The sequence below is a fragment of the Parapedobacter sp. genome (assembly GCF_035556095.1).
In the GTDB taxonomy this organism is placed as follows: domain Bacteria; phylum Bacteroidota; class Bacteroidia; order Sphingobacteriales; family Sphingobacteriaceae; genus Parapedobacter.
In genome coordinates this window covers 16,734-42,132 of sequence record NZ_DATMFT010000020.1, presented here as the reverse complement: position 1 = coordinate 42,132, position 25,399 = coordinate 16,734, and the positions used below count along the sequence as shown (strand labels likewise).

The window sequence follows — 25,399 nt, the reverse complement described above, 5'->3', positions numbered from 1 at the left end:
CTTCTCAACAACGCCATGGATACACGACGCGCATTCCTGAAAAAAGCCGCATTCCTCGCCGGTGCCGCATCCTTATCAAACACCCTGCCGCCGGCTATAGCGCGGGCATTGGCCATCAACCCGGCATCCGGAACCAGCTTCTACGATGCGGAGCATATTGTACTGCTGATGCAGGAAAACCGGTCGTTCGACCATGCCTTCGGTACGCTGCAAGGCGTACGGGGGTTCAACGACCCGCGTGCCATCATGCAGCCCAGCCGCAATAAGGTATGGCTCCAAACCAATAAAGACGGGCAGACCTTCGCGCCCTTCCGGCTAGCAATCCGAGACACGAAGGTGACGTGGATGGGCTGCCTACCACATGGCTGGACAGACCAAACCGATGCCTACCACAACGGTAAGATGGACCGCTGGCTCGATGTGAAACGGTCGGGCTTCAAGGAATTCTCGGATATGCCCCTCACCATGGGCCATTATACCCGCGAGGACATCCCCTTTTACTATGCCCTGGCCGATGCGTTTACCGTGTGCGACCAGCATTTCTGTTCGAGCCTCACCGGTACCAACCCCAATAGGCTCTACTTCTGGAGCGGCAACATCCGGGAGGAGCTAGCTGGCAAGGCCCTGGTATGGAATGGCGACTCGGAGTTCAGTGGCAAGGCCAACTGGCGCACATTCCCCGAGCGGCTATCCGAACAGGGTGTAGCCTGGAAGGTATACCAAAACGAGATATCGGCCAGCAGCGCCGGCTATTCGGGCGAGGAAAACAGCTGGCTAGGCAATTTTGGCTGCAACGCGCTGGAATATTTCCCCCAGTATGCGGTTAAGTACAGTGCAAGGTACAAATCACTGCTCGCCCAGCAACGCGAAAAGCTGTTGGCCCAACTCGCCGCGCTGGACAGCGGCCAGCGGCAGGGCGACGCCTATGCGAAGCTCCAAAACGCGCTGGCAGACCTGAACGAGGAGATCGCAGCATACGGCGATGCGCAGCTCGATGACTTGCCGCACCATACCCGCGAGCTGCATCGCCGCGCGTTCGTAAACAACGCCGGCGACCCCGACTACATGCAATTGGAAACCATGCAGTACCGCGATGGCGATACGGAGCGGGAACTCCGCATACCCAAGGGCGATATCCTCCACCAATTCCGTGAGGATGTCGCTTCGGGCAACCTGCCCACAGTGTCGTGGCTGGTGCCTCCTCAGCTCTTTTCCGACCATCCCGACTCACCCTGGTTCGGTTCGTGGTATGTGAGCGAAGTGATGGATATCCTCACCCAACATCCAGCAGTTTGGAAAAAGACCATCTTCATCCTTACTTACGACGAAAACGACGGTTACTTCGACCACGTGCCCCCTTTTGGGTCGCCAAACCCGTACCGGAACGATACCGGTAAGGTTTCGCCCGACATCGACGCCCGCCGCGAATTCGTACGGCATGACGAACAGTACCACCCCAATAGTGCGCGCGAGAGCAGTATCGGACTGGGCTACCGCGTACCGATGGTCATCGCCTCGCCTTGGACACGCGGTGGGTGGGTCAACTCGCAGGTATTCGACCACACTTCGCCCTTGCAGTTTCTCGAAAACTTCATCAGCCACAAACTCGGTAAGCCGGTAACGGAAACCAACATCAGCAGCTGGCGCCGGGCTGTGTGCGGCAACCTGACCTCGGCTTTCAGGCCCTACCACGGCGAACAGCTTACGCCGCTTGCCGCACCCGAAAAAGCGCCCTTCATGGCGGGCATCCACCAAGCGAAGTTCAAAGGTTTGCCGGTAGGGTACCGTGCATTGAGCCACGACGAGATCACAGCCATCAACCACAACCCACGCCAGTCGCCCTGGTTCCCCCAGCAGGAACCCGGGGTGCGCAATGCCAATGCGCTGCCCTACGAGCTGTATGTCGATGGACGACATGACCCATCCGGGCATTATCACATCACGTTCCGGTCGAGCCGGTCCTTATTTGGCGATCAAGCCGCCGGTGCGCCATTCAAAGTATATGCACAGGCCCCTTTTGATGGCGAAGATGGGCGCACGTGGGATTATGCCGCGTCGCCTGGTAGTACGGTGGCGGATTCGTGGCCCCTCACCAGTTTTGCTGACGGCCATTACCAACTGGCCGTTTATGGCCCCAATGGCTTCTACCGTCTATTCAAGGGCGGATATAACCGGCCGGCCATCCGGATAAACTGCACCTACCGTACGGAAGCCGATGGCCGTGCAACGTTGCTGCTCACCTGCACCAACACCGGTAACGACGGCTACCGATTACGTGTGGCCGACAACAGCTATGGCGGTAAGTCCCAAACGGTAAATATGCGCGTGGGTAAGGAATCCACTATTGAAATCGACCTATCGGCCAGCTATCGCTGGTATGATGTAAGTGTGGGCTGTGTGGGTGTTGACGGGTTCGAAGAGCGGTTTGCCGGCCGGGTGGAAACCGGTGTCGATGGCATCACCGATCCGCTTATGGGTGTGGGGTAGGAATGTGGCCCCGGGTACGTGATCGGGGTAAAAAAAGAAAGGCTTCCAAACGGGGAGAATGGAAACCTTTACTAACCAATTATAAACCTAAATTATGAAGTCACAAACTTCGCGATATTTTTTCAAACAACTGTACTGCACCCTCCTGCCCTATGGCCGACATTTCGATAGTCCCTCCCCAATGGCCCTTCGGGAATAAAAAATATGGAGCGGAGGTATGGCGGGTTAAGCCTCGGAGCGGGGTAAAAAAGAAAGGTTTCCAAACGGGGAGGATGGAAACCTTTACAAACCAATTATAAACCTAATTATGATATGGCAAATATCGGCATCATTTACCGAACAACCGTTCTGTACTCTCCTGCTCCGGCACCGTTAGTTGCAACCCGCCTGTAGGCCGGCTTTTACGCTTGCCCAAGACTCCCCTGATAGCTCGATATCGTGGGTACTTCCTGAAGGCGTCGTTGCTGTATAGAAGCTATTCCCTTCGGTATAGCAGTATTTCACGGTACCCCCACCGGCATCACAAGAGAAGCAATCGTTTTTGTCTTTCTTTGCACATGAAGACAATCCTGTAGCCAACGACACGGATGCCATCGCGACCACAAAGAGGCTGAGTTTTAATTTCTGGTTTTTCATACGTATTATAATTTTTATGTTTTGACGAGTCAAAACTTCAAATAATTCATCAGCCACAAAATACCCTTCACAGGGTATTTTGGTAAACCTTCCCATTTTTTCGTATCATTGCATATCAAAGCCGATGCGTCATGAAGATTACAATCCCATTGCCCAAGCTAATGAGCACGCTGCTAATCGCCGCCACTTTTTCGTTCCACGCCTGCATGACGGTTTCGTACGTGGGCGACCGCTACCAGCCAACGCAACAAGTAGATGTCTATTATGCAGAAAAAGACGTCAAGGCCCAATACCGGGTCATTGGCCATCTCGCTGAAAAAGTCAGTGGCTTAAAAGGTGAGGAACGTGCAAAGCAGCGGATTGTTGCCAAATGCCGTGAGGTAGGTGCCGATGGCGTTATCATCCTCGGGTTTGAATACGGCGGCACCAAAGAAACCGAGCAATACCAGAAAGCCCAAGCCATTAAATATACCGAGTAAAGGAGGGCGGAGGTCCTACTCCAAAGTCGGGTCAAACGGCCCGCCCCAGTTGCTGTTCTGCTCGATACTCGGATTCCGATCGATTACGCTTTCCTGGACTGGAAAGAAATAATAGGTTTCCGGCACCGAATTCACGCGGACTCCGGACAATGGAACCTGCAGCAGGCTATACTTGAAATCATCCTCTAGCAGCGTATAGGCTGCTGCCTTTGTGCGTGCTTCGGTAATAGACATTTCCGTGCCGTCGTCTTTAATGGCAATCGCTTCCACACCATGCTTGATGGTGCCATCCAGGCGTTCCAGCATCCGCAGTCGTCTCAAGTCCCAGAACCGGTGCCCTTCAAAGCAAAATTCGATATTCCGCTCCGCCAAGATCGCTTCCCGCATTTCCGTTCTCGAAGTGACTGCTATGCCGTAATTACCATCGGCACCGGGTGCTATGCCAGCCCGTTGCCGGATTTCCTTCAGGATCGCCAACGCTTCGTCCATCCTACCCGTTTCATTGGCGGTTTCCGCATAATTGAGCATGACCTCCGCAAAGCGCATCAATACGAAGTCTACATCGTATTGCTGCACTTCTTCCTGTGTTAGCCGCAATAGGCTATTCTTCACAATGAAAAAGCCGCTGTACCGATCAAGATTGGTGGAATTTACGCCTGCACGCGGATTGACGCCGAAGTCATCCAGCTCATGGGCCACGCCGAGTGCCGTATACTGCCGTCGACCGGTTTTTCCGGATACTTCATACAGCTTGCCGTTCCAAACGACCGACTTCTCAAACCGGGGGTCGCGGTCTTCCCAATAGCTTTGCAGGAGTTCATCCTCGGTTTTGTAGTAAGCGCCCGTGGGGTCGTCAAACGCCTTCCCGTCTTTCATCGGAAACATTTTGACGAACTCCCACGTCGGACAGGCATTGGCCGCGCCGCGGCTTTCCGAGCCCGGTCTCACACCGTGGTCCCACACAGCGACCTTGTTGGGGTAGGCGTTGATCACCGCAAAGACCACTTCGGGGCCGCGTTCTACCAGCGCGATGTTTTCATAATCTTCGGTCAGGGCATATCCGTTGGCCGACAGTGTTTCGTATGCCTGCTTATTGACGGTATAAGCCGCGTCCCAATGGGCATTGTCCCAAGGATTTGAAGGATGGAACTGCGGCGAGGCCATATACAGCCGCACCTTGGCTTTAAAGGCTAAAGCAAACATACCATCAATTTTGCCATAATCGGCAGAACTCTTCTCGATTTTTTCCGGCAACTTCGCTATCGCCTCATCCAAGTCTGCAAGGATAAGCTCAAAACACTCGGCCGTCGAATTACGCGGTACATAGAGGTCATCTTCATACCGATCCTGCGGAATCGTTACATACGGCACGCCACCATGGTACATTACCATCTGGAAATAGGCATAAGCACGCATGAACAAAGCTTGGCCGGTGATGCCGTCTTTCACGGCCTGGTCCAGCGATCCGCTATTGACGTCTCTGATGGCTTGATTGATCAGGCGGATACGATTATAATCCCACGACTTATACTCGCCGTTGGAGATCGTGATCCGGTTGGGGTAAAAATGGATACCGATCAGCTGCTCGCTCTGCTGTTCGGCCGTTGTGTTCCAGTTGCCAAACATTTCGTATACATTGGCCATGTAAGCGTTGGCCAGGTTGGCGTCGTTCCAAACCTGATCAGGGTCGTAACTCGTTAAATCGTCAATGTCCAATACATCATTGCAGGAAGTAAAGAGGCTTCCCACTCCAATAAGCATATAAACTATCTTCTTCATCGTCATAAGGGGTTAGAAGCTAACATCCAATCCGAAGGTGAACGTCTTCATGACTGGGTACGAATCGTAATTCTCTTGTTCCGGGTCATGGAATTCGCGCATGGCCGACAGGAAAAACAAATTGGTGCCGTTGAAAAAAACTTGCGCATTGTCTACGCGTAAGGCTGACATCCAGCTTTTGGGCAACGCGTAGGCTACATTGAGTGTGCGCAACCGCAGGTACGCGCCGTTCCGTATCCAGAACGATGAGGCACCGGTGCCCGATTCGTACCAGTTCTGGCCGATCGGCCGCGGGTATTGGCCCCCCGGATTATCCGGCGTCCAAACATCGTCCGATGCCCATATCGGATAATACGGCCGTATCGCTCCGCCGTGTTGACGCATGCCTGCCCCTTCCTGGTTGCTGATGATGCGGTCATATCCCATCACCCCTTGGAAATGAGCCTGCAACGAAAACTGCCCATAATACAAATCAAGCCCAAAGCCATAGTTCATCAGCGGCGTCGCTTTCGTAGACAGGAGCTGAATATCGTTGCCATCAATTTTGCCATCGGGCCCCGGCGCAAACCCGTCGCCCCGCACGTCTTCAAAATACAGCCCACCCAAGTAGGGATCGCGTCCGTACTGGGTGAGCCCCTGCGCGAGCAATTCGTCCAACTGCTCTTGGGTACGGATGATGCCCAGTGCTTTCAGCCCGATGATCCGCTCATGGGGCAACCCGATGCGCGACTCGAAATGCCGGTTCCCGCCCGGGGCGTAGGCTGCGCTTTCATCGTAGATATCCCACCGGTCTTTAGCGAAGCCGAGGTTCGCATTCACCGCATAACGAAATTCATTATCTGCAGCTATTTGGTCGTTCCATTGCACGGTGAGCTCCCCGCCGCGCCACGATCGTGCCGCGTAATTTTCAGGCGCCAGTGCCTGGCCGTAATTGTCTGGAACGGAGACCAGCCGCGGGCCGAGTATATTGGTTTCTTTCCGTAGGAAGATGTCGAGCGCCGCGGTCAGCCTACTGTTAAAGACACCGATATCCAACCCCGCGTTATACGTGGTGGAAGTTGCCCATGTCAGATTCGGACTAGGGGTAGGCCCCGGCGCAATTGCGCCATAGAAGCGGTCTCCAAATATATACCCTCCCGAATTGATATAGCGGTCGCGATAGGAGAAAGCCGGTATCCTATCGTCCGTGCTGATCATCAGGTCATTGCCCGTGGTGCCATAAGAAGCCCGTAGCTTCAGCTCGTTAATGGCGGTTTGTATATCCTGGAAGAAAGCTTCCTCCGAAATCCGCCACGCCGCCGAAACGGAAGGGAAGAATCCCCACCGGCTATGTTCGGGGAAAAGTGTATTCCCGTCGTACCGGAACGAAAACTCAGCGATGTAACGGTTGCCGTAGTTGTAATTCAACCGGCCGATAAACGATTGCCTGGACCCGATTTCCTCCCAGCCGTTTGCCTCGCGGAATTGGCGATCGGTTGGATAGGCAAACATCTGGTCGTAATCGGTGATCGGGTTTTCACCCCGTGCATAGGCCGCAAACAATCCATCCTCCGCTTGTTCATATACCGCCAGTGCATCTATGGAATGGTCGCCAAACGTGCGGCTGTAGTTAAGGAACCAGTTGAATTGATATGCCCAATTGGTGTGGATCTCATAATCCATAAACGGTTGGTTCTGGCTGAAATTAAAGGTGTTGGTCCGTTCGGGATCGGGCGCAGCCGGAATAAACCGGTTCCCATCGGGGTCGGCGGGGATGAACTGATAATTCGTTTGGAACGTCAGGTATTTTTTCCGCATGAAGTCTTCGCCCAAATAGCTGCCCACCACCTTCGTGGATAGGCCGGGCGTTACCTTATCCAGGTTGATATTCACGGATAGAATGGGGTTGAATTGCCGCTCCCGGGTTTTGATGTACCGATCACCGATCACCTGGTCAATCACACTCCAGGCGAGCCAGCTCCCCATGGGTGTCTGCACCGGATAATCCGTCACATAGTTGGCCGGAGTGCCGTCTGCCTCCGTATAAAAAGGATACGTTTTCGGCCAGTTAAAGGTAACTCGGTACAAATCCGACACGTTGTAATCGTCGTCGCCGGTAAACGGCCAGTAGAATCGGTCACCATTCTGCTGGTACGCCGAGAGGTTTAGATCGACGGATATGCTTTCATTGATCTTTGCCGAGACATTACTGCGTAGGTTAACCTTGCCATGCTCCAGCGACTTATACGAACCCTGCTCACCGCGATAGCTCAACAGGGAATAATAGGTGATGCGTTCGGATCCGCCGTTTACACTGAGGGACTGCCGGTTGCTTACCGGATTGCGCCAGATGAAATCATGTACATTATAACTCCGGTTGCGGAAATATTCAAATTCCTCCTCACCATTGGGCAGCGGTGTACCGTTGAATTCCGCTACGCGGTTTTGGTAAACCAGCTCATCGGTTGCAGTGGTCAGATCCGACAGCAACGCCATTGTGGGCTGCCCGAGGGTGTAGTTGGATTGGAAGTTGAATGTTGGCTTTTGTGCCGTCCCTTTCCGGGTGGTAACCAGCACCACGCCGTTTCCCGCCCTCGATCCGTAAATCGAAGCCGTTGCCGCATCTTTTAGGAAACTCATCTGATCCACTTCAAAAGCCTCAAGGGCATCAAACGCCGCTTTATCGCGTACCACGCCATCGATTACATACAGTGGCTCGCCAAAGCTGCCGCGGATGCGGATATTGGATGTGGCACCACTTAGACCGGAAGTGTTGGTCACATTCACGCCCGGAGCCCTCCCCGCCAACGTATTGGATAAATTGGACGGCGAGATTTTGGTAAGTTCCCGTGCGTTAACGGCTGAGACCGCGCCGGTCAGATTTGACCGCTTCTGCGTGCCATACCCTACAATGACCACTTCTTCCAGATCCGTGGCCCCCGCAGTGACCAGCGTCACCCGAATGGATTGATTGTTTTCGATTACGCGGGTGGACGGTTCGTATCCCAGAAAAGTGAAGGCCAGCGTATCGCCAATCGAAGCGAGGAGTTGAAAATTCCCGCTTTCGTCGGTTGCTGTCTGTACGTTGCCCGGCTGCCGGGTTACGGAAACACCAGTCAGCGGCTGGCTATTTTCATCCAACACCATACCGCGAATCGTTTCCTGCGCAAAACCCGGGGAGAGACCAACCATGAAACACACCGCTAAACCTGCCAAAAAACGGAGTGAGAAACGAGCTAATTTTAATCCATACGAATTCCTTCTGGCGTGTAATCCGCCAATAAAAAGTACCGACATTTTTTCCAAGTAGTTTGTTTCATTAGTAGCTACCGTCTGATGAGCAGAGACGGATACCCAAGAAACAGCCTTTCTACCGGAAAGGTTTTATTTTTTTATAAAAAACATACGAGATGCGATTTTCCACCGTCAGCGCCAAAGCGAATCCGGTGCCACGGGCTTAGCCATAACGGCTTATGGTATGCGCATACTCAATATTTATGCGATATTCGCGTTATCAAATAGAGCAGCAATGAAGACGTTATGCGAAAAGTAATTTTAGGTTTGGCCGTTACATTGGATGGCTATATTGAGGGGCCAAACGGCGAATATGACTGGTGTTTCACCGACCAGGACTATGGGTTGAAGGAATTTTACGCGCGTATCGATGCGGTCTTCATCGGGCGGAAAAGCTATGCCATTGCCCAAGCATACGCGGCGGCAAACGATGGCCAGCTTGTGCCGGGTATGCCGCCCGTAAAGGAATATGTATTTTCGCGTACGCTAACAGCTGTGGAAGGAGATGCCGTGCTGTTATCGGACAACGCAATGGCCGAAGCCCGGAAAATCAAAGCGCAGCCCGGTAAAGATATCTGGTTATATGGGGGTGCCTCGCTTACCGACGCCCTGATGGCCGAAGGTCTGGTGGATGAGCTCTGGATGTCGGTGCATCCGATCCTGCTGGGCGGCGGTACGCCGCTGTTCCGCACGCAAGATAGCCGCACGCCGCTTACGTTACTGGAAAGCAAAACGTATGAAACCGGATTGGTATCGTTGCGGTATAAAATTGGTGATGGCAAGTTCGGCCTATAAATATACCCACTACTAAGTATTCCATTTGATCTGCCGTGTTGTTAGGTTTGCAAGGAGAATTTTGAACATGATTACGTTTACTGTAAACTAACAACCATGAAGACTCCTTCACTATGGAACAAACTTGCGCTGATGGCGTTGGTTTTGGTCGCATCTGCCTGCGCAAAGAATGAATTGCCCGAAACCGACGAGGGAAAGAAAGGCTACTACGTGACGATGACCGTCAATGACGAACCGATTCAATTTAAATCGGGCCTAACGGCATCGCTGAGCAGTCCGCCCAACCAAGACATCGATTACCAGCAATTCAGCCTGACGATAGCAGGTACGGGGGCTATCAAGGGAAAAAACGCGCTTTTATTGAACTGTTTCGTATACGACACGTGGCAAACAAATAAAAAGTACATCAATACGTTTGAGCCGGACGAGACAACGGGTAGCGCTGACAAACAGGATCAAATAAGCTTGACTTACCTCGACGACGCAGTGGCGAGCCAGTATGAGTATATATTGAACGATACATTTGAAACGGGCTCGGCCCACGTTATTTTGGAAGAGATTACCTCAACATCCATAAAAGGGACGTTCCGTGGTGTAATGAGTGGCGCGCTATTGCCCTATCTGACGCCCCAGGGGAATGTCGTCGACCTGGAGCCCCCCTTTGTCATCGAAGGGGAGTTTTACGCACCGAGATGATGATTTGATGATTTCACCTACTGATAAACCCGCACATAGTCTATAATATACTGCTGTGGGAATACCGATGGATCGATCTGGCCTCCCCAAGCACCTCCCAAAGCCAGGTTGAGTAGCAGGAAGTGGGGTTTTCTAAACGGGTTATCGTTCCCTTGTCCTGCGTCATCAATAGCAAAGGAATGATACTTTTGGTCATCAAAATAAAAGTCGATAGCGGACTCGGTCCATTCAATAGCATAGACATGGAATCCCTCGGCGGGCTGAACATTACTGAGGGTGCCCATTTTCGACGTATGCTTTTTAGTGGTTTTATCTTCATAGTGTGCGTTGCCATGTACGCGTAAAGAATCATGCCCCACAAATTCCATCATGTCGATTTCTCCGCAGCGGGGCCAGCCGATAACCGGTTCGTTATCCCCCAGGGTCCATATAGCAGGCCATACGCCCAATCCGCGGGGCAGTTTCGCCCTGACTTCAATCCGGCCGTATTTCCAAGAAGCTTTTCCCTGGGTGACCATACATGCGGAAGTATAAGCGGCCTGTTCCGGCATAAACCTCCAATCCTTACTTTCCGGATCATGAAACTCGTTCGTCCACGCTTCCTTTCTACCTTCAATAATCAGAAAACCCTGTGCTACCCTGGCATTTTCTTTACGAGCTACCGTGTAATATTGTTCTTCGTTATTTCTTACAAAACCGGTCTGGTAACTCCACCGTGCCGTATCGGGCAGTCCGTCTAGATCAAACTCGTCTGCCCATACCAGCTTTTTGAATTTTCCGCTACCGCCCTTATACGGCTGCTGTGCCGGCACCGCTGAAATGAACAGCCAGCACATAGCGGTAATGCCTATCGTTTTAAACATAACTCTTTTTTCATACACGCCTTTTGTCCAAAGGCTTCAACGCTCGCTGATTTTCAAATGTAACGACTTCCATTGGCAGCTACAATAAATTTTGGATAAAACCACGGGATAAAAAAGGTTAGCGCCAAAAACGAAAAATCTCGTTATCTTTAGACACTAATCATACATAAAATGGGACTATTTGATAAGCTCCGGAACGAATTTATAGATATCATCGAGTGGGTCGATGAGCGGAAAGACACCCTTGTGTGGAAGTTTCCACGCTATCAAAATGAAATAAAGATGAATGCCAAGCTCACCGTGCGCGAGTCGCAGGTAGCGGTATTTCTCAACGAGGGCACCATCGCCGATGTGTTTGCGCCGGGCATGTATACGCTCACGACGCAGAACATGCCGATCCTTTCTACCCTCAAGGGCTGGAAATATGGGTTCGACAGTCCCTTTAAGGCGGATGTGTTTTTTGTGAGCACCCGCCAGTTCACCAATCAGAAATGGGGCACAAAAAACCCCATCATGCTGCGCGACCAGGAGTTTGGCCCTGTACGGCTGCGTGCCTTTGGCACCTACGCCTTCCGTGTACAAGACGCGGCGCTTTTCCTGAAAACCATTGCCGCGACCAACCCCACATTTGCCGTAGACGACATCAACGAGCAGCTGCGCAACCTAGCCGTCAGCCGGGGCATGGATGCCATTGCCGAGTCGAAAATACCGATACTGGATCTGGCGGCCAACTACGACGAGGTTTCGCAGTTCATCACCGACAAAATCAAGCCCGAGTTTGCAGAGCTGGGGCTGGAGCTGACCAAATTCCTCATCGAGAACATTTCGTTGCCCTCGGAGGTCGAAGCAGCGCTAGACAAAAGGAGCAGCATGGGCATCGTGGGCAACCTGGGTGCTTATGCACAGTTCCAGGCAGCCAATGCCATGGAAAAGAGCGCTGAAAACCCCGGCAGCGGAGGCATCATGGGGGCGGGCCTCGGCGCAGGTTTTGGTGCCGCCATCGGCGGGCAGATGGGCAATGTGTTCCAACAAAACACGGCACCGGGTGGTGGCGCACCACCAGCGGTCCCAACCGCCGCCACATACTACGTGGCTAACAATGGTCAGCAAACCGGCCCTTTTCCACTGAGCGAGATCCAATCGCGGATCGCTTCCGGTACCGTTGGTCGCGACACGTTGGTCTGGACCGCTGGCATGGGTGGCTGGGCGGCGGCAGGCGAGGTAGACGCACTCAAGACGCAATTTGGACAAACACCTCCACCGCTGCCCGGTGAATAACTGCCGCGCGGATCCGACTTGCCTACGCCGTGGAAGAGAAAAATACCGTCATCAATGATACACTAACGTGCAACAACTGCGGTGCATTGCTGCACTTTGCCCCCGGCACCACACAACTGCGCTGCGACTACTGCGGCACTGCCAATGACATTGCCCCCGCTGTACCGACGGAAATCCGGTCGTTCGATTACCTGGAATTCATCCAGACCGACGGCTTGCCATCTACCGATACGGTAGTAGCCGCTGTTGTCCAATGTGATAACTGCGGGGCAAACACCACGCTATCCACCGGGGTAACCAGCGATACGTGCGGCTTTTGCGGCTCACCCCTGGTAATTGCCAAAGTCCGGCATGAGCGGCTGCTGAAACCACACTACGTGCTCCCTTTTCTGCTGGATGGCCGCGAGGCGGAGCAGCTCTTCTTCCGATGGCTTGGCAAGCGCTGGTTTGCCCCAAATGCGCTTATCAAAAACGTCAAGCAGATCCACAGAGACCATTTCAAGGGAACTTACCTTCCCCATTGGGCCTACGATACCGAGACAACGACCACTTACAGCGGTCAGTGCGGCATCTACTACTGGGAAAATGAATCGTATACAACCACCGAAAACGGCCGTACGGTACACCGCACCCGCCAGGTTCGACATACACGGTGGCACGCCGCTTCGGGCCAGGTACATTGTTCTTTCAAAGACATACTCGTATTGGCTAGCCACAGCCTATCACGGAAAGTTGCCGACCGGCTGGAGCCCTGGCAGCTGGAACGCCTACAGCCTTTTGACGAGCGATACCTCAGCGGCTTCCGGGCCGAAACGTATGCTGTCGATGCCCGTGCAGGCCTAGCGCTAGCCAAGCAAAAAATGCAATCGACCATCGAGATGACGGTCCGGCAGGATATTGGGGGCGATGAGCAGCACATCGAACAACAGCAGAGCGACTATGCCGACATCCGGCTCAAATACAACCTGCTACCCATCTGGATATCGGCCTTCACGTTCAAAGGAAAAATCTATCAGATCGCCATCAATGCAAGCACAGGTGAGGTAATCGGCGAACGCCCGTACAGCATCGCCAAGATTATCCTGGCCATCGTCTTCGGGATTATCCTGCTGGCTATATGCTTCATACTCCTGCAGGGCGTGTAAAACAGCACCCTCTTTGCTATAGATTGCCCCTGTGCCGGGCTTGAGCTACACGCCGGTATCTGCTGAAGACAACACGTGCATACCGGCTCCGCTCAATCGTTCCAGAAATCGGCCACTACACCAATTCCCACAGACATGGTACTCATGTTGAACCGTCGTGAGGCCACATCTTCCCAGCCTGTCCCTAGGTCGCCCTGGTATTCGGCGTTACGATTCCGCAGCAGTGGGTGGTAGAAGGTATAGCCCGCGTAAATAAAGAAGATATTATCGAACAACGCTTTGACACCCACCGTCTGCGCCATGCCTCCGCCGGAGAAAAAGTTTGATATATGCTCGTTTTCTTCGTTGAACCAACCGTCAAACATCCCACCGGTACGTTCGGAATCAAACGTATACGAAAAATCCAACCGATAAAAGGGCAACAGCGATACACCATCCAATCGCCACGCCTCGTACTGCCATTCGGGGCCTGCCCGTAGGTTCATGAGCGTTTCGGTATAGCTGTCGCCATCCAGCGAATGAGCACCCCTGGTTACCCCGAAATTAAGTTTAATCCACAGCCGATCCGCCGTGGGAAAGCCCCACCGGGGGCCCAAGCCAAAGCCCCACGTTACTGGGAATACCGCGGCCATTGGTTTCGCCGTCGCGATTTGCAGCCCTACATCACCTTCGATGTCCCTGCGCCGTTCCTGCCCCATAACATCGCTTGTGCCGAACAACAAAAACACAAGGACCGGTATAGACATGACCTTTGTCATCAAACAGGTTTTATGATCATACGTGGAGAAGCAAAATATTACCCCATTTCGCACGCGTGCAACAACGGTTCGATATGTAGGAAAGCGCCCGACGCGCCAGCCTCAGGACCCCTTCCTGAGACTACGCGCGGGCATACAAACACATACTCTTTAATGCATTCTGCTGAAAAATCTTGCTAACAGGCTTATAAAGCTACGAACTAACTTGACAAAAGCAAAATTTTCCGGCAAAAACACGACTATTTATTTCATTCTCGCAGTCAGTCGTCCAGTTTAAGCGCTTCCTCCACGCGATCCAGGCAATCCTGTACGTGGATTTTTGTCATCACATCCGATATCGCTGGCATGGAAGCATCCAACGCCGATTTTAAATTCCGGAGCTGGTATTTTGCCAATGACCGGATATCGGAGTTCTCCACGTCACTCCCACTACGGATTACACGGACCACTACTCCATTGGGCACATTCGAAGCGGTCGCTACCGGTTTGGGCTTAGCAAGCTCCACCAGTTTTGCGATATAGCTTTTCTGCAGATTACGCCTGTAAACATCCGGTGCTTCTCCGGCATCCATATTTCGCCAAACCATGGCGTGTACATCGCTAAAATAGGCTAACATGCCATAAGCCTCTTCAGGATCGTCAGCCGCCACTTCGGCCTCCATCAACCGTTGTAACCTATCCGTATTCAACAGGTCGTTGATCACCCGCTGCTGGTGGGCGCCGACCGTGGAAAGCGGGCTTCCGCCGATGCGCTCAAAGATTCCCGGCACAATCAGCCACTCCGGTGTGTGGAGCACCTGTGCCTCCAGGAATGCCAGTGCCTCCTTCTGGGTGGTTTTGGGCACGGCGCTGTACACCGGTCCCTGCTGCTCCACCGTTTTGGGCGTTTCGTATACCCCACCGATATTTTTGATGACATGCCCAATATAGCGGCCAAATTGGGTATTCACTTCCCTGTACAGCTCGGCGAGCCCCCCATACCCCTCATTATCGGTTTTGGTCCATTCCGGCAGGCTTTCAACCACCCGCTTCAGGTTCCGTATGCCATAGGTACTGGCCAACATGGCGTTGTCGCCCATATCTTCGCTCTGGCTTCGCGGATCCGACGGATTCGACTCATGGCCAAACCACAGGCGCGGATCCTTGTTCTTTTTAATCACCCAATTGTTCAGGTGGCCCAATTCCGCGTCGGCGTCTTCAAATTGAGGGAACAGCCGATACCCCCACTCAATGGCCCAGGTATCATAATCGCCTATCCTGGGGAAGAGCCCCTTCTGCCCGATGTTATCTTCCGGCTGGGCCACGTAGTTAAACCGTGCATAATCCATGATGCTGGGCGTATGTCCATGTGTTTCCACCCACTTTTTGTCGCGCAACTTCTCCACAGGCGTAGAACTGGACGAACCGAAATTGTGGCGGAGCCCCAGCGTATGCCCTACCTCATGGCTGGACACGAACCGGATGAGCTGCCCCATCAGTTCGTCGCTGAACGCCAAGCGCTGCGCCCCTTTGTCATTGGGCGACGCTTGTATGAAGTACCAGTTGCGCAGTAGCCGCATCACGTTATGGTACCAGTTGATATGGCTTTCCATGATCTCGCCCGTGCGGGGGTCGGCAATGCTGGGTCCGCTCGCATTCGGCACGGACGACGCTTTGTAAACGATCGCCGAATACCGCGCATCTTCCAGGCTCCAGGTACTGTCTTGCACTTTGGTAGGCGCTTCCAGCGCATAAATAGCATTCTTGAAGCCGGCCTTTTCAAACGCCTCCTGCCAGTCGTTTACGCCCTGGATCAGGTAAGGCACCCATTTTTTTGGGGTTGCCGGGTCGATGTAAAATACGATCGGTTTGACCGGTTCAACCAACTCCCCGCGGCGGTATGCTGCCCAGTCTTTCGGTACCAGCCGCCAACGCTTCACGAGCCGGACCTGCTCCACCCCTTGGGGATCCTTGTCAAAATCGGTATACCCCACCGTGAAATAGCCGACACGATTATCCGCATAGCGCGGCTGCATGGGGTTCTCGGGCAACTTCACGATGGATGTATTCAATTCCACCGTCGCCGTGCCACCCTCGCTGCGCGCGTACGTTTTCACCGTCTTTATCTCCGTATTCATCGGATAGGTCGTTACCCCTTCCGTGTACGACTTATCCGCTTGGTACCCCCCTAACTTCAATGCTTTTTTGATATCGGCAGATCCGAAAAACAACAAGTCATTGTCGCCCTCTATAAACTTGGTTACATCGATGACGCTACCCGTGCTATCCTCAGCGAATGCCTGGATATCGAACGAGGCGGCAATCGGCTGCAAGTTAGAACGTGTCACTGCCTGGTACATCGACTGGGTGCTGTCTTTGGAATACTCCGAAAAGGACACCTTGCGGATAAATAACTTGTGTTTCGCTCCTTTTTCAAACCGGATTACCGTTTGGTTCACCGGGTCGCCCGCATAGCCGCTCATGCCCGAGCGCATATTGGCACCCGCCTTGGCCAGCCGGGTAACCAGCAATAGGTCTTTGCCCAGCACACTGTCGCCCACCTCGAAAAAATACTTGTCGTCCAACTGATGTACGTAGATCAATCCCTTTTGGGACTTTGCCTCGGGTTTGATCACTTCCGAATAGGGCTTGGGCCCCTTAGGTTCCTCCTTTTTCTTCTTTGTCGAGTCGGCCGCGGCGGTATCCACCCGGATGGTGTCGGTACGGTGTTTTACGGTATCCGTCTGCCCGAAACCCTGTACGGGCGACAACATACTGCAATAAAAAACAAAAAGGGCAAAGCCTAGTGATGATACGGTTAATTTAAGATTCATGTTTAGTTGTGCATTGATTAAACTGCGGTGAAGGTACTAATTTTTGTCACATTCTTCGAAACCGATCCATCCGTTTACCCCGTTTGGTGGTGGCCGGCACGGATTTTAACACATTTTAACAGATATTAATTGTATGGGCACCGCGTATTTCCTAATTTTCGGCCCCAAAAAAATTCAGTCTGAATGGAAGAAACAACGATCAACACACCGCCGACCGGCTTACCTACGGATATCCGGGCACTGAACGAGCGGATACAGCAAGAGAGCGCTTTCATCGACCTGTTGCTGCTGGAGATGGACAAAGTAATCGTGGGCCAGCGCTACATGGTGGAACGGCTCATCATCGGCTTGCTGGCCGACGGGCACATCCTGCTGGAAGGAGTGCCCGGCCTGGCGAAAACCTTGGCCATCAACACGCTGTCGAAAGCTATTGACGCCGGGTTCAGCCGCATCCAGTTCACGCCCGACCTCCTACCCGCCGACGTACTGGGAACGATGATCTACAACCAAAAGCAGGAAAGTTTTATCGTGCGGCAGGGCCCCATATTCTCCAATTTCATCCTCGCCGACGAGATCAACCGCGCACCAGCGAAAGTACAAAGCGCCCTGCTGGAAGCCATGCAGGAACGCCAGGTGACCATCGGCGACCAAACGTTTCCGCTGCCGGCACCGTTCTTGGTACTCGCTACACAGAACCCCATCGAGCAGGAAGGCACCTACCCCCTGCCCGAGGCACAGGTCGACCGGTTTATGCTGAAGCTGGTGATCGGCTACCCCAAAAAGGAGGACGAAAAGCGCATCATGCGGGCCAACATCGCCCCGCAGGGGATGCCTCAGCCGGCGAAAATCCTGCATCCCGACACGATCCTGAAAGCACGGCAGGTGGTGCGTGAGGTGTATATGGACGAAAAAATCGAACAGTATATCATCGACATCGTCTTCGCCACGCGGTTTCCCGATCAGTACAACCTGGCCGATTACCAAAACCTGATCGGCTTCGGTGCGTCGCCCCGGGCCAGCATCAGTTTGGCAATGGCCGCCAAGGCCTATGCGTTCATCAAGCGGCGTGGGTATGTCATCCCCGAAGATGTGCGGGCAGTGTGCCATGATGTATTGCGGCACCGGATCGGGCTTACGTATGAAGCCGAAGCAGAAAATGTGACCACCGAAACGATCATCACCGGGATTTTGAATGCCGTAGAAGTACCGTGAAACCATGGATACGAAGGAGCTGATAAAAAAAGTACGCAAAATCGAAATCCGTACCCGCGGACTCAGCAATCAGATTTTTTCGGGCGAATACCACAGTGCCTTCAAAGGCCGTGGCATGGCGTTCAGCGAGGTGCGTGAATACCAGGTGGGCGACGAAATCCGGACCATCGACTGGAACGTGACCGCCCGCTTCAACCACCCCTACGTGAAGGAGTTCGAGGAAGAGCGCGAAATGACTGTGATGCTGCTGGTCGATGTGAGTGCTTCGGGCAATTTCGGCACCACCAACCAGCAGAAGCGTGAGCTGGCCACGGAGCTATGTGCCGTGCTGGCCTTTTCGGCCATCCAGAACAACGACAAGGTGGGCATCCTCTTTTTCAGCGATCGCGTGGAGAAATTCATCCCACCGAAAAAAGGACGTAGTCACATCCTGATGATCATCCGCGAGCTAATCGATTTCCAACCGGCCCATTCCGGCACCAACATTGCCGAAGCCCTGCGCTATTTCACCGGTGTCATCAAGAAACGCAGTACCGCATTCCTCATCTCCGATTTCATGGGCACCGCCTTTGAGAAGGAGCTGAAAACGGCCAACCGGAAGCACGACCTCGTGGCCCTGCGCCTATACGATCGGCGGGAAGAGGAATTGGCCGACCTGGGGCTCATCCCGGTAACGGATGCCGAATCGGGCCAGATGCAGTGGGTAAATACAAGCAACAAAAACGTACGTGCGGCGTTCAACAAAGCGGCACTGGAGCGAAACAGCACGTTGGATACGCTATTCAAACACTCCGGGGTCGATTTTGCCCGCCTCGGCACCCATGAACCCTACACGAAACCATTGATGACTTTATTCAAGCGACGTGGAGCGAAACGATAACCCCATGATGCAAATTATACGAAAGCAGTTGTTTTTTTATCTGATGGGCGCCTGTCTGCTGCTCACGGTGGGTGGGCGTGCCGGGGCACAGGAAATCCAGGTGTCGGCCAAGCTGGATACGGCCACCATCGCACTGGGCGACCAGACCACCTTGCGGCTGCGTGCCGACGTGCCCGAAGGTACCGCCGTGCGCTTCCCGCAACTGGCCGATACGCTGTCGGCCAAGGTGCCTATCGTGCAGGTAGGCGCGGTCGACACGTTACGGGGTGAGACCGGCCGACAGGCCGTGTCGCAGACCTACCTCATCACTTCTTTCGATGCCGGGGTGCAAGTCATTCCTGAACTCGAAATCACCGTAGGCGACTCGACCTACCGCACCGAAGCGCTGCCGTTGCAGGTGGCGTCGGTAGCAGTGGATACGACCAAGGCTATCTACGACATCAAACAGCCGCTGGAGGTCTCCTACAGCTGGCTGGACTGGCTGCGTGACAACCTCCTGTGGGTGTTGCTGGCCTTAGCGGTACTTGTGCTCGCGGGCGCGCTGTGGTTCTACCTGAAGAAACGCCAGAAAACACCCGTACCGACGCCAGTGGAACCTGCCCCAGATATCCCGCCGCACGAGCTGGCGCTGGGCAAATTAACGGCATTGCGCGACCAGAAACTGTGGCAGCAGGGTGCGGTGAAACCTTATCACAGTGAACTGTCCGACATCCTGCGTGATTTCCTGGAGCGCCGCTACCGCATACCAGCGATGGAGCAGACTACGGACGAGATTCTTACGGCGCTGGCTGCTACCGACCTGCCCGACAGGCAAAAAGCCCGCCTGCGGCAAGTGCTTACGCTGGCCGACCTGGTGAAGTTTGCCCGCGAGCAGCCCCTGCATACCGATAACGAGCAAAGCATGGCACAGGCTATCGAGTTTGTAAAGGAGGCCGCGGTATGAACCTGTTCGATGGTATTACCTTTGCCAACCCGGACATGTTCTGGCTGTTGCTCCTGTTGCCCCTACTGCCCATCTGGGCATTCTGGCGGCGCAAGAAACAGCAAGGAAGCCTCATCGTCTCTACCCTGGGCGGTTTGCAGCACGTCAAGCCTGCCTATCCCGTTTTGCGCTATGCAGGCCTCGTGCTCCGGTTATTGGCGGCGGCGCTGCTCATCGTGGCACTCGCCCGGCCCCAGTCGGCCCTGAGCTGGGAAGATTCCACCACGGAGGGAATCGACATTGTCATTGCTACGGACATCTCCGGCAGCATGATGGCGGAAGACCTGAAGCCCAACCGGCTGGAAGCCGGAAAGCAAATCGCCATGGAGTTTATCAAGGGGCGCCCCTACGACCGCATCGGGCTGGTGGTGTTCAGTGGCGAAAGTTTCACCCAATGCCCGCTCACCATCGACCACGACGTGCTGATCAACCTGTTTAGCGATATCAGCAACGGCATGATCCGCGATGGCACGGCCATCGGCATGGGCTTGGCCACGGCAGTGAACCGACTACAGGAAAGCGACGCAAAAAGCAAGGTGGTCATCCTGCTCACCGATGGATCCAATACCACCGGCTCCATCGCACCGGCCACCGCCGCCGAAATCGCACAGCAATTCAACGTGCGTGTCTATACCGTAGGGGTAGGGACTGAAGGCTATGCCCCCTACCCGGTGCAGACGCCGTTCGGTGTCCAATACCAACAGGTACCCGTAACCATCGACGAGGAAACGCTGACCGAGATTGCCGACGTTACGGGCGGCAAATATTTCCGGGCTACCGACAACGAAAAGTTGAAAGCCATCTATGCACAGATCGACCAACTCGAGAAGGCGAAGATCGCCGTAACGCATTACCAGCAGAAAACCGAGCGCTTTTTCCCGTTCGCGCTGGCCGCCCTGCTGCTTTTACTGCTGGATTTCGCGATGCGCCACACCCTATTGAAAGGAGCGTTAACATGATCCGATTTGAACATCCGGCGATGCTGTGGGCCCTAGCCCTGTTGCCTGTCCTGCTGGGGGTATTCCTGCTCTACCGGCGTTGGCGGCGGAAAGCCCTCAAGGACTTCGGCGACGACCCGCTCGTGAAACGCATCATGCCCGACGTGGCCTTCAGTCGGCCCGGATGGAAGTTTTCGCTGTACCTGCTGGCTGTTGCTGCCCTCATCATGGGGCTGGCCAACCCGCAGATCGGCACCGTAACGGAAGAAGGCGAGCGGAAAGGAGCCGACCTGATGATCCTGCTCGACGTATCCAACAGCATGATGGCGGGAGACCTGCCCCCGAACCGGCTGGAAAACGCCAAGCGGGGCATTTCACGGCTGATCGACCAGCTGCGGAGCGACCGCATCGGCATCATCGTCTTTGCCGGCGAGTCGTACGTGCAGCTCCCCATCACATCCGATTATACAGCTGCAAAGCTCTTCCTCAACCACATCAGCACCGACATGGTTCCCACGCAGGGTACGGCCATCGGCACGGCCATCGACATGGCCATGAAAACGTTCGACCAGGTAAGCGGCACCAGCAAGGCCATGATCGTGATGACGGATGGCGAAAACCACGAAGATGACGCTGTGGCGGCGGCCCAACGGGCACGGCGCGAGGGCGTCGTGGTTCACGTGGTGGGTCTTGGATCGCCCGAAGGGGCACCCGTACCGACCTTCCAGGGGGGCAACCCGGTGGGCTTCATCAAAGATGAGAACGGGCAGACGGTAGTGAGCAAGCTGAACGAAAGCATGTGCCAAGAAATCGCTGTCGCTGCGGGCGGGATGTACGTGCGGGCTTCCACGGGAGGAAGCGGCCTGGACGTCATCATGGAGCAGGTGGATAAAATGGAAAAGAAAGCCGTGGATGTCCGGCTGTTCAAGAGCTACGAAGACCGCTTCCAGCTCTTTCTAGGATTTGCCCTGTTGCTACTGCTGGTGGAGTTTTTCATCTCCAACCGCAAAAGCCGTAAACTGGGCGCGTTGAATTTATTTGAGGTAAAGAAGAAATGATGTACCGCAAGCTATTTTGGTTAATGACGGCCCTGCTACCCATGGCGGCGCAGGCCCAGCAGGACAAGAAGTCGATCCTGGAAGGAAACGAATACTATCGCCAGCAACAATACGACGACGCGGCGGCGGCCTACCAACGGTCACTGGGCCACGGCCAGGAATCCGTGGTGGGGAATTTCAACCTCGGTGCGGCTTGGTATAAACAAAAGAAGCTGGACGAGGCCATCGGGCAATTCACGGATATCGCCGGATCGGCCACCGACAAGACCCTCAAGGCAAAGGCTTACCACAACCTGGGCAATGCCCTGTTGGAATCGCAGAAACTGGAAGAGAGCATCGAAGCGTACAAGCAGGCGCTCCTGAACAATCCCAAAGACGACGAAACCCGGTATAACCTGGCTTACGCACAGGAGAAACTCAAGCAACAGCAACAGCAGCAAAATAACCCCGATCAGAACAAAGATAATCAGGATCAAAAGAACAAAGATCAAGACAACAAAGATCAAGACAACAAAGACAACAAGGACCCGAATAAGGATAATCAGGACCCCGATAATAAAGATCAAGAGAAGAAGGACAACAACGAACAAGACCAAGGCAAAAACGACCAGCAATCCCAACCTGGCCAGCTGTCGAAGCAGGATGCCGAGCGTCTATTGGAGGCTATGGCCCAGGAAGAGAAAAACACCCAAGAAAAGCTGAAGAAGAAAAAAGGCACCGGCCAAGGAAAGGTGGTAAAACAATGGTGATGCGTTATGTCGTGATCCTTTGTTTGCTTTGGGCGTATACTGCCCGTGCACAAGACCTGACGGTGACGGCTTCCGTGAGTGAAACAACCGTTCCGACCGGTGCGCCGTTTGAGGTTCGCTTCACCGTAAATGGCCAAGCCGAACAATTCAACCCGCCATCTTTCGACGGTTTCCAGGTGGTTTCCGGTCCGAACCAGTCAACCAGTATGCGCTCCATCAACGGCAAAACCACGGTAAGCACGTCACTCGGATACCGCCTTGTGGCTGCAAAGGAAGGCAAGTATACGATTGGCCCCGCCGAGGTAACGGCCAACGGAAAGACATACCGTTCCAATGCGCTTACCCTTACCGTGGAAAAAGGCACTGGGAACAACAGTGGAGCCGGCGGTGATAGCGGTCGCGCAAGCACCCGTACCGCTGCCGATGCGAGCAAGCAGATTTTCATCCGGGCCGTTCCGGATAAGCGCACCGTTTACCAAGGCGAGCAGGTGACCGTTTCATATAAACTATATACCAACGTACAGCTCGTTGGCAATATGCCCGGAAAGATGCCGGCCTTCAACGGCTTTTGGAGCCATGCGTTGGAACCAAATAATCAGCGGACGGAGTGGACGCAGGAAGTGGTGGACGGGGTGCGTTACCAAGTCACCGTATTGCAGCGGTACGTCCTGTTCCCCGAGCGGAGCGGCCAATTGCAGATCGACCCGATGGAGATGACGTTCGTCGTCCGGGAGCCGGTAGCCACCAACGACCCCTTCGAGCGGTTCTTCGGCGGTGCGTACCGCGAGGTGGAGCGGGAGGTAAAGAGCCCGGTTGTGCCCATCACGGTGCGGGCGCTGCCTTCGGCGGGCAAGCCGGAAGGTTTTGACGGTGCAGTGGGCAACTTCTCGTTCACCACCACGGTAGACCGCACGGAGCTGAAAGCAAATGAAGCCGTGAATTATACGCTGAAAATTGCTGGATCGGGCAACCTGCGATTGATTAACGCGCCCAAGGTGCGCATTCCCGAAACCATCGAACGGTACGATCCCAAGGTCGACGATCAAGTGTCCGAGACGGTGTCGGGCGCATCCGGCAACCGGCAATTCACCTACCTCCTGATTCCCCGGCACGAAGGGACCTATACCCTACCACCGGTTTCATTTTCCTATTTCGACCCGAAGGCCGAGCGCTACGTCACCCTTCAGGGCGACCCGTATACGCTGCACGTGGCCAAGGGCGATGGCGCGCAGCCCACCGTGGGCTTCACTCCCGGTGCACAGCGCGACGTGAAATTACTTGACAACGACATCCGTTATATCAAAACAGACACGCCACGGTTCAGCAGGGAGGACAGCGGATTGTGGGGTTCGGTCTGGTTTTTCATATGGCTGTTGGCAGGGCCCGCATTTTTCGCAGCCGCGTGGGTGTATAGGAACCGGCAGCGCGCGCAGGACCGCGACGTAGGTGCCGTCCGCAACCGGCAGGCCAACAAAGTGGCCAGCAAGCACCTCGCCGTTGCACGCAAGCAGCTTGATGCCGGCAACAAGTCCCTGTTTTACGAAGCCGTATATAAAGGCCTTTACGGATATATGGCCGATAAGCTGAATATCTCAGGGGCGTCACTCAATAAGGATTACATTGCCGAGCAGCTACGGGGGCGCGGGTTAGCGGATGAGCTTATCGCGCGGATGGAAGAAACGTTTGAGCGGTGTGAGATGGCCCGGTTCGCCCCCCTTACGGGGATTTCAGAAGCCGACGTGTACGAAAAAGCGAAGCAGCTCATCAATGACATGGAACATAGCAAGATCTGATCATGGGAAGATTTAATTTACTCGCTGTTTGGCTGTTCTTGCTGCCGGTATGGGGGGTGGCGGCCGAACATCCAGATTCGTTGTTTTCTAAAGGCAACCGCCTGTATGCCGCAGGCGACTATCAAGGAGCGGCAGCAGTTTACGAGACGCTCGTGAACGATGGGTATGTGGAAGTAGCGGTGTTTTACAACCTCGGTAACGCCCATTTCAAACTGAACAACCTCGCCTCCTCCATCCTGTATTACGAAAAAGCGCGGAAGCTCGACCCCAGCGACCCGGATATCCAGAAAAACCTGGCCTTTGTGAACCTCGGCATCACCGATCGCATCCAGCCGCTTCCCGAATTTTTCATCGATTCGTGGTGGCGCGGACTGCTGTTTTCGGCATCGCTCACTACGTGGTCAGCCATTGCGTTGGTCTGTTGGGGGGTCGCCTTCGGGCTGCTTATCGTTTACCTATATGCGTGGAAGCCGCGGCTTAAGCGGACGGCATTTTACAGTGGTGCGGCCACGGCGGGGCTTGCATTATTGCTGCTGGTGGTAGCCTATTCGCAGCATCGCATGCTGGTTGACGATGACAGCGCCATTGTTTTCAGCAGCCAGGCGACGGTGCGGAGTGCCCCTTCGGAAAGTGAAAAGACGTTATTCGTTATCCATGAAGGCACCAAGGTATCGATCATAGAACAACACGCCGAATGGCTACGGGTTGCGTTGCCGAATGGCCACGAAGGGTGGATCCAGTCGGAAGCGGTGAAAAGGATATAGCCTTTCGCCACAACATGATCC

Annotated in this window: 20 protein-coding genes; 14 read left to right on the top strand and 6 right to left on the bottom strand. The window is 54.2% G+C overall.

Annotated features, from left to right (window positions below):
* The first annotated feature begins 15 nt into the window (after positions 1-15).
* Positions 16-2,487 carry a phosphocholine-specific phospholipase C gene (locus VNQ80_RS10620; RefSeq protein WP_325638308.1) on the top strand — a complete coding sequence of 824 codons (2,472 nt, stop codon included), beginning with the start codon at positions 16-18 and terminating at the stop codon, positions 2,485-2,487.
* A gap of 372 nt (positions 2,488-2,859) precedes the next feature.
* Here the strand turns inward: VNQ80_RS10620 and VNQ80_RS10615 are convergent, their stop codons facing one another.
* On the bottom strand, positions 2,860-3,123 hold the full coding sequence (locus VNQ80_RS10615) for a hypothetical protein (protein ID WP_325638306.1): 264 nt from the start codon (positions 3,121-3,123) through the stop codon (positions 2,860-2,862).
* A gap of 131 nt (positions 3,124-3,254) precedes the next feature.
* On the opposite strand from VNQ80_RS10615, the gene VNQ80_RS10610 reads away from it, so the two are divergent.
* A complete protein-coding gene (locus VNQ80_RS10610; protein WP_325638304.1) occupies positions 3,255-3,602 on the top strand; it encodes a hypothetical protein in 348 nt (115 codons plus the stop codon).
* A 15-nt stretch (positions 3,603-3,617) separates the two neighbouring features.
* Here VNQ80_RS10610 and VNQ80_RS10605 read toward each other — a convergent pair whose 3' ends face one another.
* Together VNQ80_RS10605 and VNQ80_RS10600 are read right to left on the bottom strand one after the other, a co-directional pair.
* The gene (locus VNQ80_RS10605) at positions 3,618-5,381 is read right to left on the bottom strand and encodes a RagB/SusD family nutrient uptake outer membrane protein (protein ID WP_325638302.1); all 1,764 of its coding nucleotides are present in this window, start codon (positions 5,379-5,381) and stop codon (positions 3,618-3,620) included.
* Between the two features lie 12 nt (positions 5,382-5,393).
* Entirely contained in the window at positions 5,394-8,657 is a 3,264-nt protein-coding gene (locus tag VNQ80_RS10600; RefSeq protein WP_325638297.1) for a SusC/RagA family TonB-linked outer membrane protein, read from the bottom strand.
* 243 nt (positions 8,658-8,900) lie between these two features.
* Here VNQ80_RS10600 and VNQ80_RS10595 point away from each other — a divergent pair, with 243 nt between their 5' ends.
* Positions 8,901-9,449 (top strand): dihydrofolate reductase family protein, encoded by a 549-nt coding sequence (locus VNQ80_RS10595; protein ID WP_325638295.1) that lies wholly within the window; start codon positions 8,901-8,903, stop codon positions 9,447-9,449.
* 96 nt (positions 9,450-9,545) lie between these two features.
* Positions 9,546-10,145 carry a hypothetical protein gene (locus tag VNQ80_RS10590; RefSeq protein ID WP_325638293.1) on the top strand — a complete coding sequence of 200 codons (600 nt, stop codon included), beginning with the start codon at positions 9,546-9,548 and terminating at the stop codon, positions 10,143-10,145.
* A gap of 17 nt (positions 10,146-10,162) precedes the next feature.
* On the opposite strand, the gene VNQ80_RS10585 is transcribed toward VNQ80_RS10590, so the two are convergent.
* Positions 10,163-11,008, bottom strand: coding sequence for a glycoside hydrolase family 16 protein (locus tag VNQ80_RS10585; RefSeq protein ID WP_325638291.1), 846 nt, complete (start codon positions 11,006-11,008; stop codon positions 10,163-10,165).
* Between the two features lie 171 nt (positions 11,009-11,179).
* On the opposite strand from VNQ80_RS10585, the gene VNQ80_RS10580 reads away from it, so the two are divergent.
* Together VNQ80_RS10580 and VNQ80_RS10575 are read left to right on the top strand one after the other, a co-directional pair.
* Positions 11,180-12,286 (top strand): SPFH domain-containing protein, encoded by a 1,107-nt coding sequence (locus tag VNQ80_RS10580; RefSeq protein WP_325638290.1) that lies wholly within the window; start codon positions 11,180-11,182, stop codon positions 12,284-12,286.
* 29 nt (positions 12,287-12,315) lie between these two features.
* The gene (locus tag VNQ80_RS10575) at positions 12,316-13,431 is read left to right on the top strand and encodes a zinc finger domain-containing protein (protein WP_325638289.1); all 1,116 of its coding nucleotides are present in this window, start codon (positions 12,316-12,318) and stop codon (positions 13,429-13,431) included.
* A 92-nt stretch (positions 13,432-13,523) separates the two neighbouring features.
* Here the strand turns inward: VNQ80_RS10575 and VNQ80_RS10570 are convergent, their stop codons facing one another.
* Together VNQ80_RS10570 and VNQ80_RS10565 are read right to left on the bottom strand one after the other, a co-directional pair.
* Positions 13,524-14,189: a hypothetical protein gene (locus tag VNQ80_RS10570; RefSeq protein ID WP_325638287.1), complete on the bottom strand. Its 666-nt coding sequence runs from the start codon at positions 14,187-14,189 to the stop codon at positions 13,524-13,526.
* A 260-nt stretch (positions 14,190-14,449) separates the two neighbouring features.
* The gene (locus VNQ80_RS10565; protein ID WP_325638285.1) at positions 14,450-17,002 is read right to left on the bottom strand and encodes a zinc-dependent metalloprotease; all 2,553 of its coding nucleotides are present in this window, start codon (positions 17,000-17,002) and stop codon (positions 14,450-14,452) included.
* A gap of 252 nt (positions 17,003-17,254) precedes the next feature.
* On the opposite strand from VNQ80_RS10565, the gene VNQ80_RS10560 reads away from it, so the two are divergent.
* From VNQ80_RS10560 to VNQ80_RS10525, 8 genes are read left to right on the top strand one after another with little or no spacing between them, the layout of a single operon-like run.
* Complete coding sequence (locus tag VNQ80_RS10560) at positions 17,255-18,214, top strand: AAA family ATPase (protein ID WP_414692991.1); 960 nt, start codon at positions 17,255-17,257, stop codon at positions 18,212-18,214.
* Between the two features lie 4 nt (positions 18,215-18,218).
* The gene (locus tag VNQ80_RS10555; protein WP_325638281.1) at positions 18,219-19,094 is read left to right on the top strand and encodes a DUF58 domain-containing protein; all 876 of its coding nucleotides are present in this window, start codon (positions 18,219-18,221) and stop codon (positions 19,092-19,094) included.
* A gap of 4 nt (positions 19,095-19,098) precedes the next feature.
* On the top strand, positions 19,099-20,037 hold the full coding sequence (locus VNQ80_RS10550; RefSeq protein ID WP_325638279.1) for a hypothetical protein: 939 nt from the start codon (positions 19,099-19,101) through the stop codon (positions 20,035-20,037).
* A complete protein-coding gene (locus VNQ80_RS10545; protein ID WP_325638277.1) occupies positions 20,034-21,035 on the top strand; it encodes a VWA domain-containing protein in 1,002 nt (333 codons plus the stop codon). Before VNQ80_RS10550 ends, VNQ80_RS10545 begins: the two co-directional genes overlap by 4 nt.
* Positions 21,032-22,072 (top strand): VWA domain-containing protein, encoded by a 1,041-nt coding sequence (locus VNQ80_RS10540; RefSeq protein ID WP_325638273.1) that lies wholly within the window; start codon positions 21,032-21,034, stop codon positions 22,070-22,072. Before VNQ80_RS10545 ends, VNQ80_RS10540 begins: the two co-directional genes overlap by 4 nt.
* The gene (locus tag VNQ80_RS10535) at positions 22,069-22,821 is read left to right on the top strand and encodes a tetratricopeptide repeat protein (protein WP_325638271.1); all 753 of its coding nucleotides are present in this window, start codon (positions 22,069-22,071) and stop codon (positions 22,819-22,821) included. Before VNQ80_RS10540 ends, VNQ80_RS10535 begins: the two co-directional genes overlap by 4 nt.
* Entirely contained in the window at positions 22,821-24,614 is a 1,794-nt protein-coding gene (locus VNQ80_RS10530) for a BatD family protein (RefSeq protein ID WP_325638269.1), read from the top strand. The genes VNQ80_RS10535 and VNQ80_RS10530 overlap by 1 nt, the downstream gene beginning before the upstream one ends.
* A gap of 2 nt (positions 24,615-24,616) precedes the next feature.
* Complete coding sequence (locus VNQ80_RS10525) at positions 24,617-25,378, top strand: tetratricopeptide repeat protein (RefSeq protein WP_325638267.1); 762 nt, start codon at positions 24,617-24,619, stop codon at positions 25,376-25,378.
* Positions 25,379-25,399: the final 21 nt, after the last annotated feature.

Coding starts and splice junctions, on each gene's coding strand:
- VNQ80_RS10620 (WP_325638308.1), top strand. CDS start 16: ATGGATACACGACGCGCATTCCTGAAAAAAGCCGCATTCCTCGCCGGT.
- VNQ80_RS10615 (WP_325638306.1), bottom strand. CDS start 3,123: ATGAAAAACCAGAAATTAAAACTCAGCCTCTTTGTGGTCGCGATGGCA.
- VNQ80_RS10610 (WP_325638304.1), top strand. CDS start 3,255: ATGAAGATTACAATCCCATTGCCCAAGCTAATGAGCACGCTGCTAATC.
- VNQ80_RS10605 (WP_325638302.1), bottom strand. CDS start 5,381: ATGAAGAAGATAGTTTATATGCTTATTGGAGTGGGAAGCCTCTTTACT.
- VNQ80_RS10600 (WP_325638297.1), bottom strand. CDS start 8,657: ATGTCGGTACTTTTTATTGGCGGATTACACGCCAGAAGGAATTCGTAT.
- VNQ80_RS10595 (WP_325638295.1), top strand. CDS start 8,901: ATGCGAAAAGTAATTTTAGGTTTGGCCGTTACATTGGATGGCTATATT.
- VNQ80_RS10590 (WP_325638293.1), top strand. CDS start 9,546: ATGAAGACTCCTTCACTATGGAACAAACTTGCGCTGATGGCGTTGGTT.
- VNQ80_RS10585 (WP_325638291.1), bottom strand. CDS start 11,008: ATGTTTAAAACGATAGGCATTACCGCTATGTGCTGGCTGTTCATTTCA.
- VNQ80_RS10580 (WP_325638290.1), top strand. CDS start 11,180: ATGGGACTATTTGATAAGCTCCGGAACGAATTTATAGATATCATCGAG.
- VNQ80_RS10570 (WP_325638287.1), bottom strand. CDS start 14,189: ATGACAAAGGTCATGTCTATACCGGTCCTTGTGTTTTTGTTGTTCGGC.
- VNQ80_RS10565 (WP_325638285.1), bottom strand. CDS start 17,002: ATGAATCTTAAATTAACCGTATCATCACTAGGCTTTGCCCTTTTTGTT.
- VNQ80_RS10555 (WP_325638281.1), top strand. CDS start 18,219: ATGGATACGAAGGAGCTGATAAAAAAAGTACGCAAAATCGAAATCCGT.
- VNQ80_RS10550 (WP_325638279.1), top strand. CDS start 19,099: ATGATGCAAATTATACGAAAGCAGTTGTTTTTTTATCTGATGGGCGCC.
- VNQ80_RS10545 (WP_325638277.1), top strand. CDS start 20,034: ATGAACCTGTTCGATGGTATTACCTTTGCCAACCCGGACATGTTCTGG.
- VNQ80_RS10540 (WP_325638273.1), top strand. CDS start 21,032: ATGATCCGATTTGAACATCCGGCGATGCTGTGGGCCCTAGCCCTGTTG.
- VNQ80_RS10535 (WP_325638271.1), top strand. CDS start 22,069: ATGATGTACCGCAAGCTATTTTGGTTAATGACGGCCCTGCTACCCATG.
- VNQ80_RS10530 (WP_325638269.1), top strand. CDS start 22,821: ATGCGTTATGTCGTGATCCTTTGTTTGCTTTGGGCGTATACTGCCCGT.
- VNQ80_RS10525 (WP_325638267.1), top strand. CDS start 24,617: ATGGGAAGATTTAATTTACTCGCTGTTTGGCTGTTCTTGCTGCCGGTA.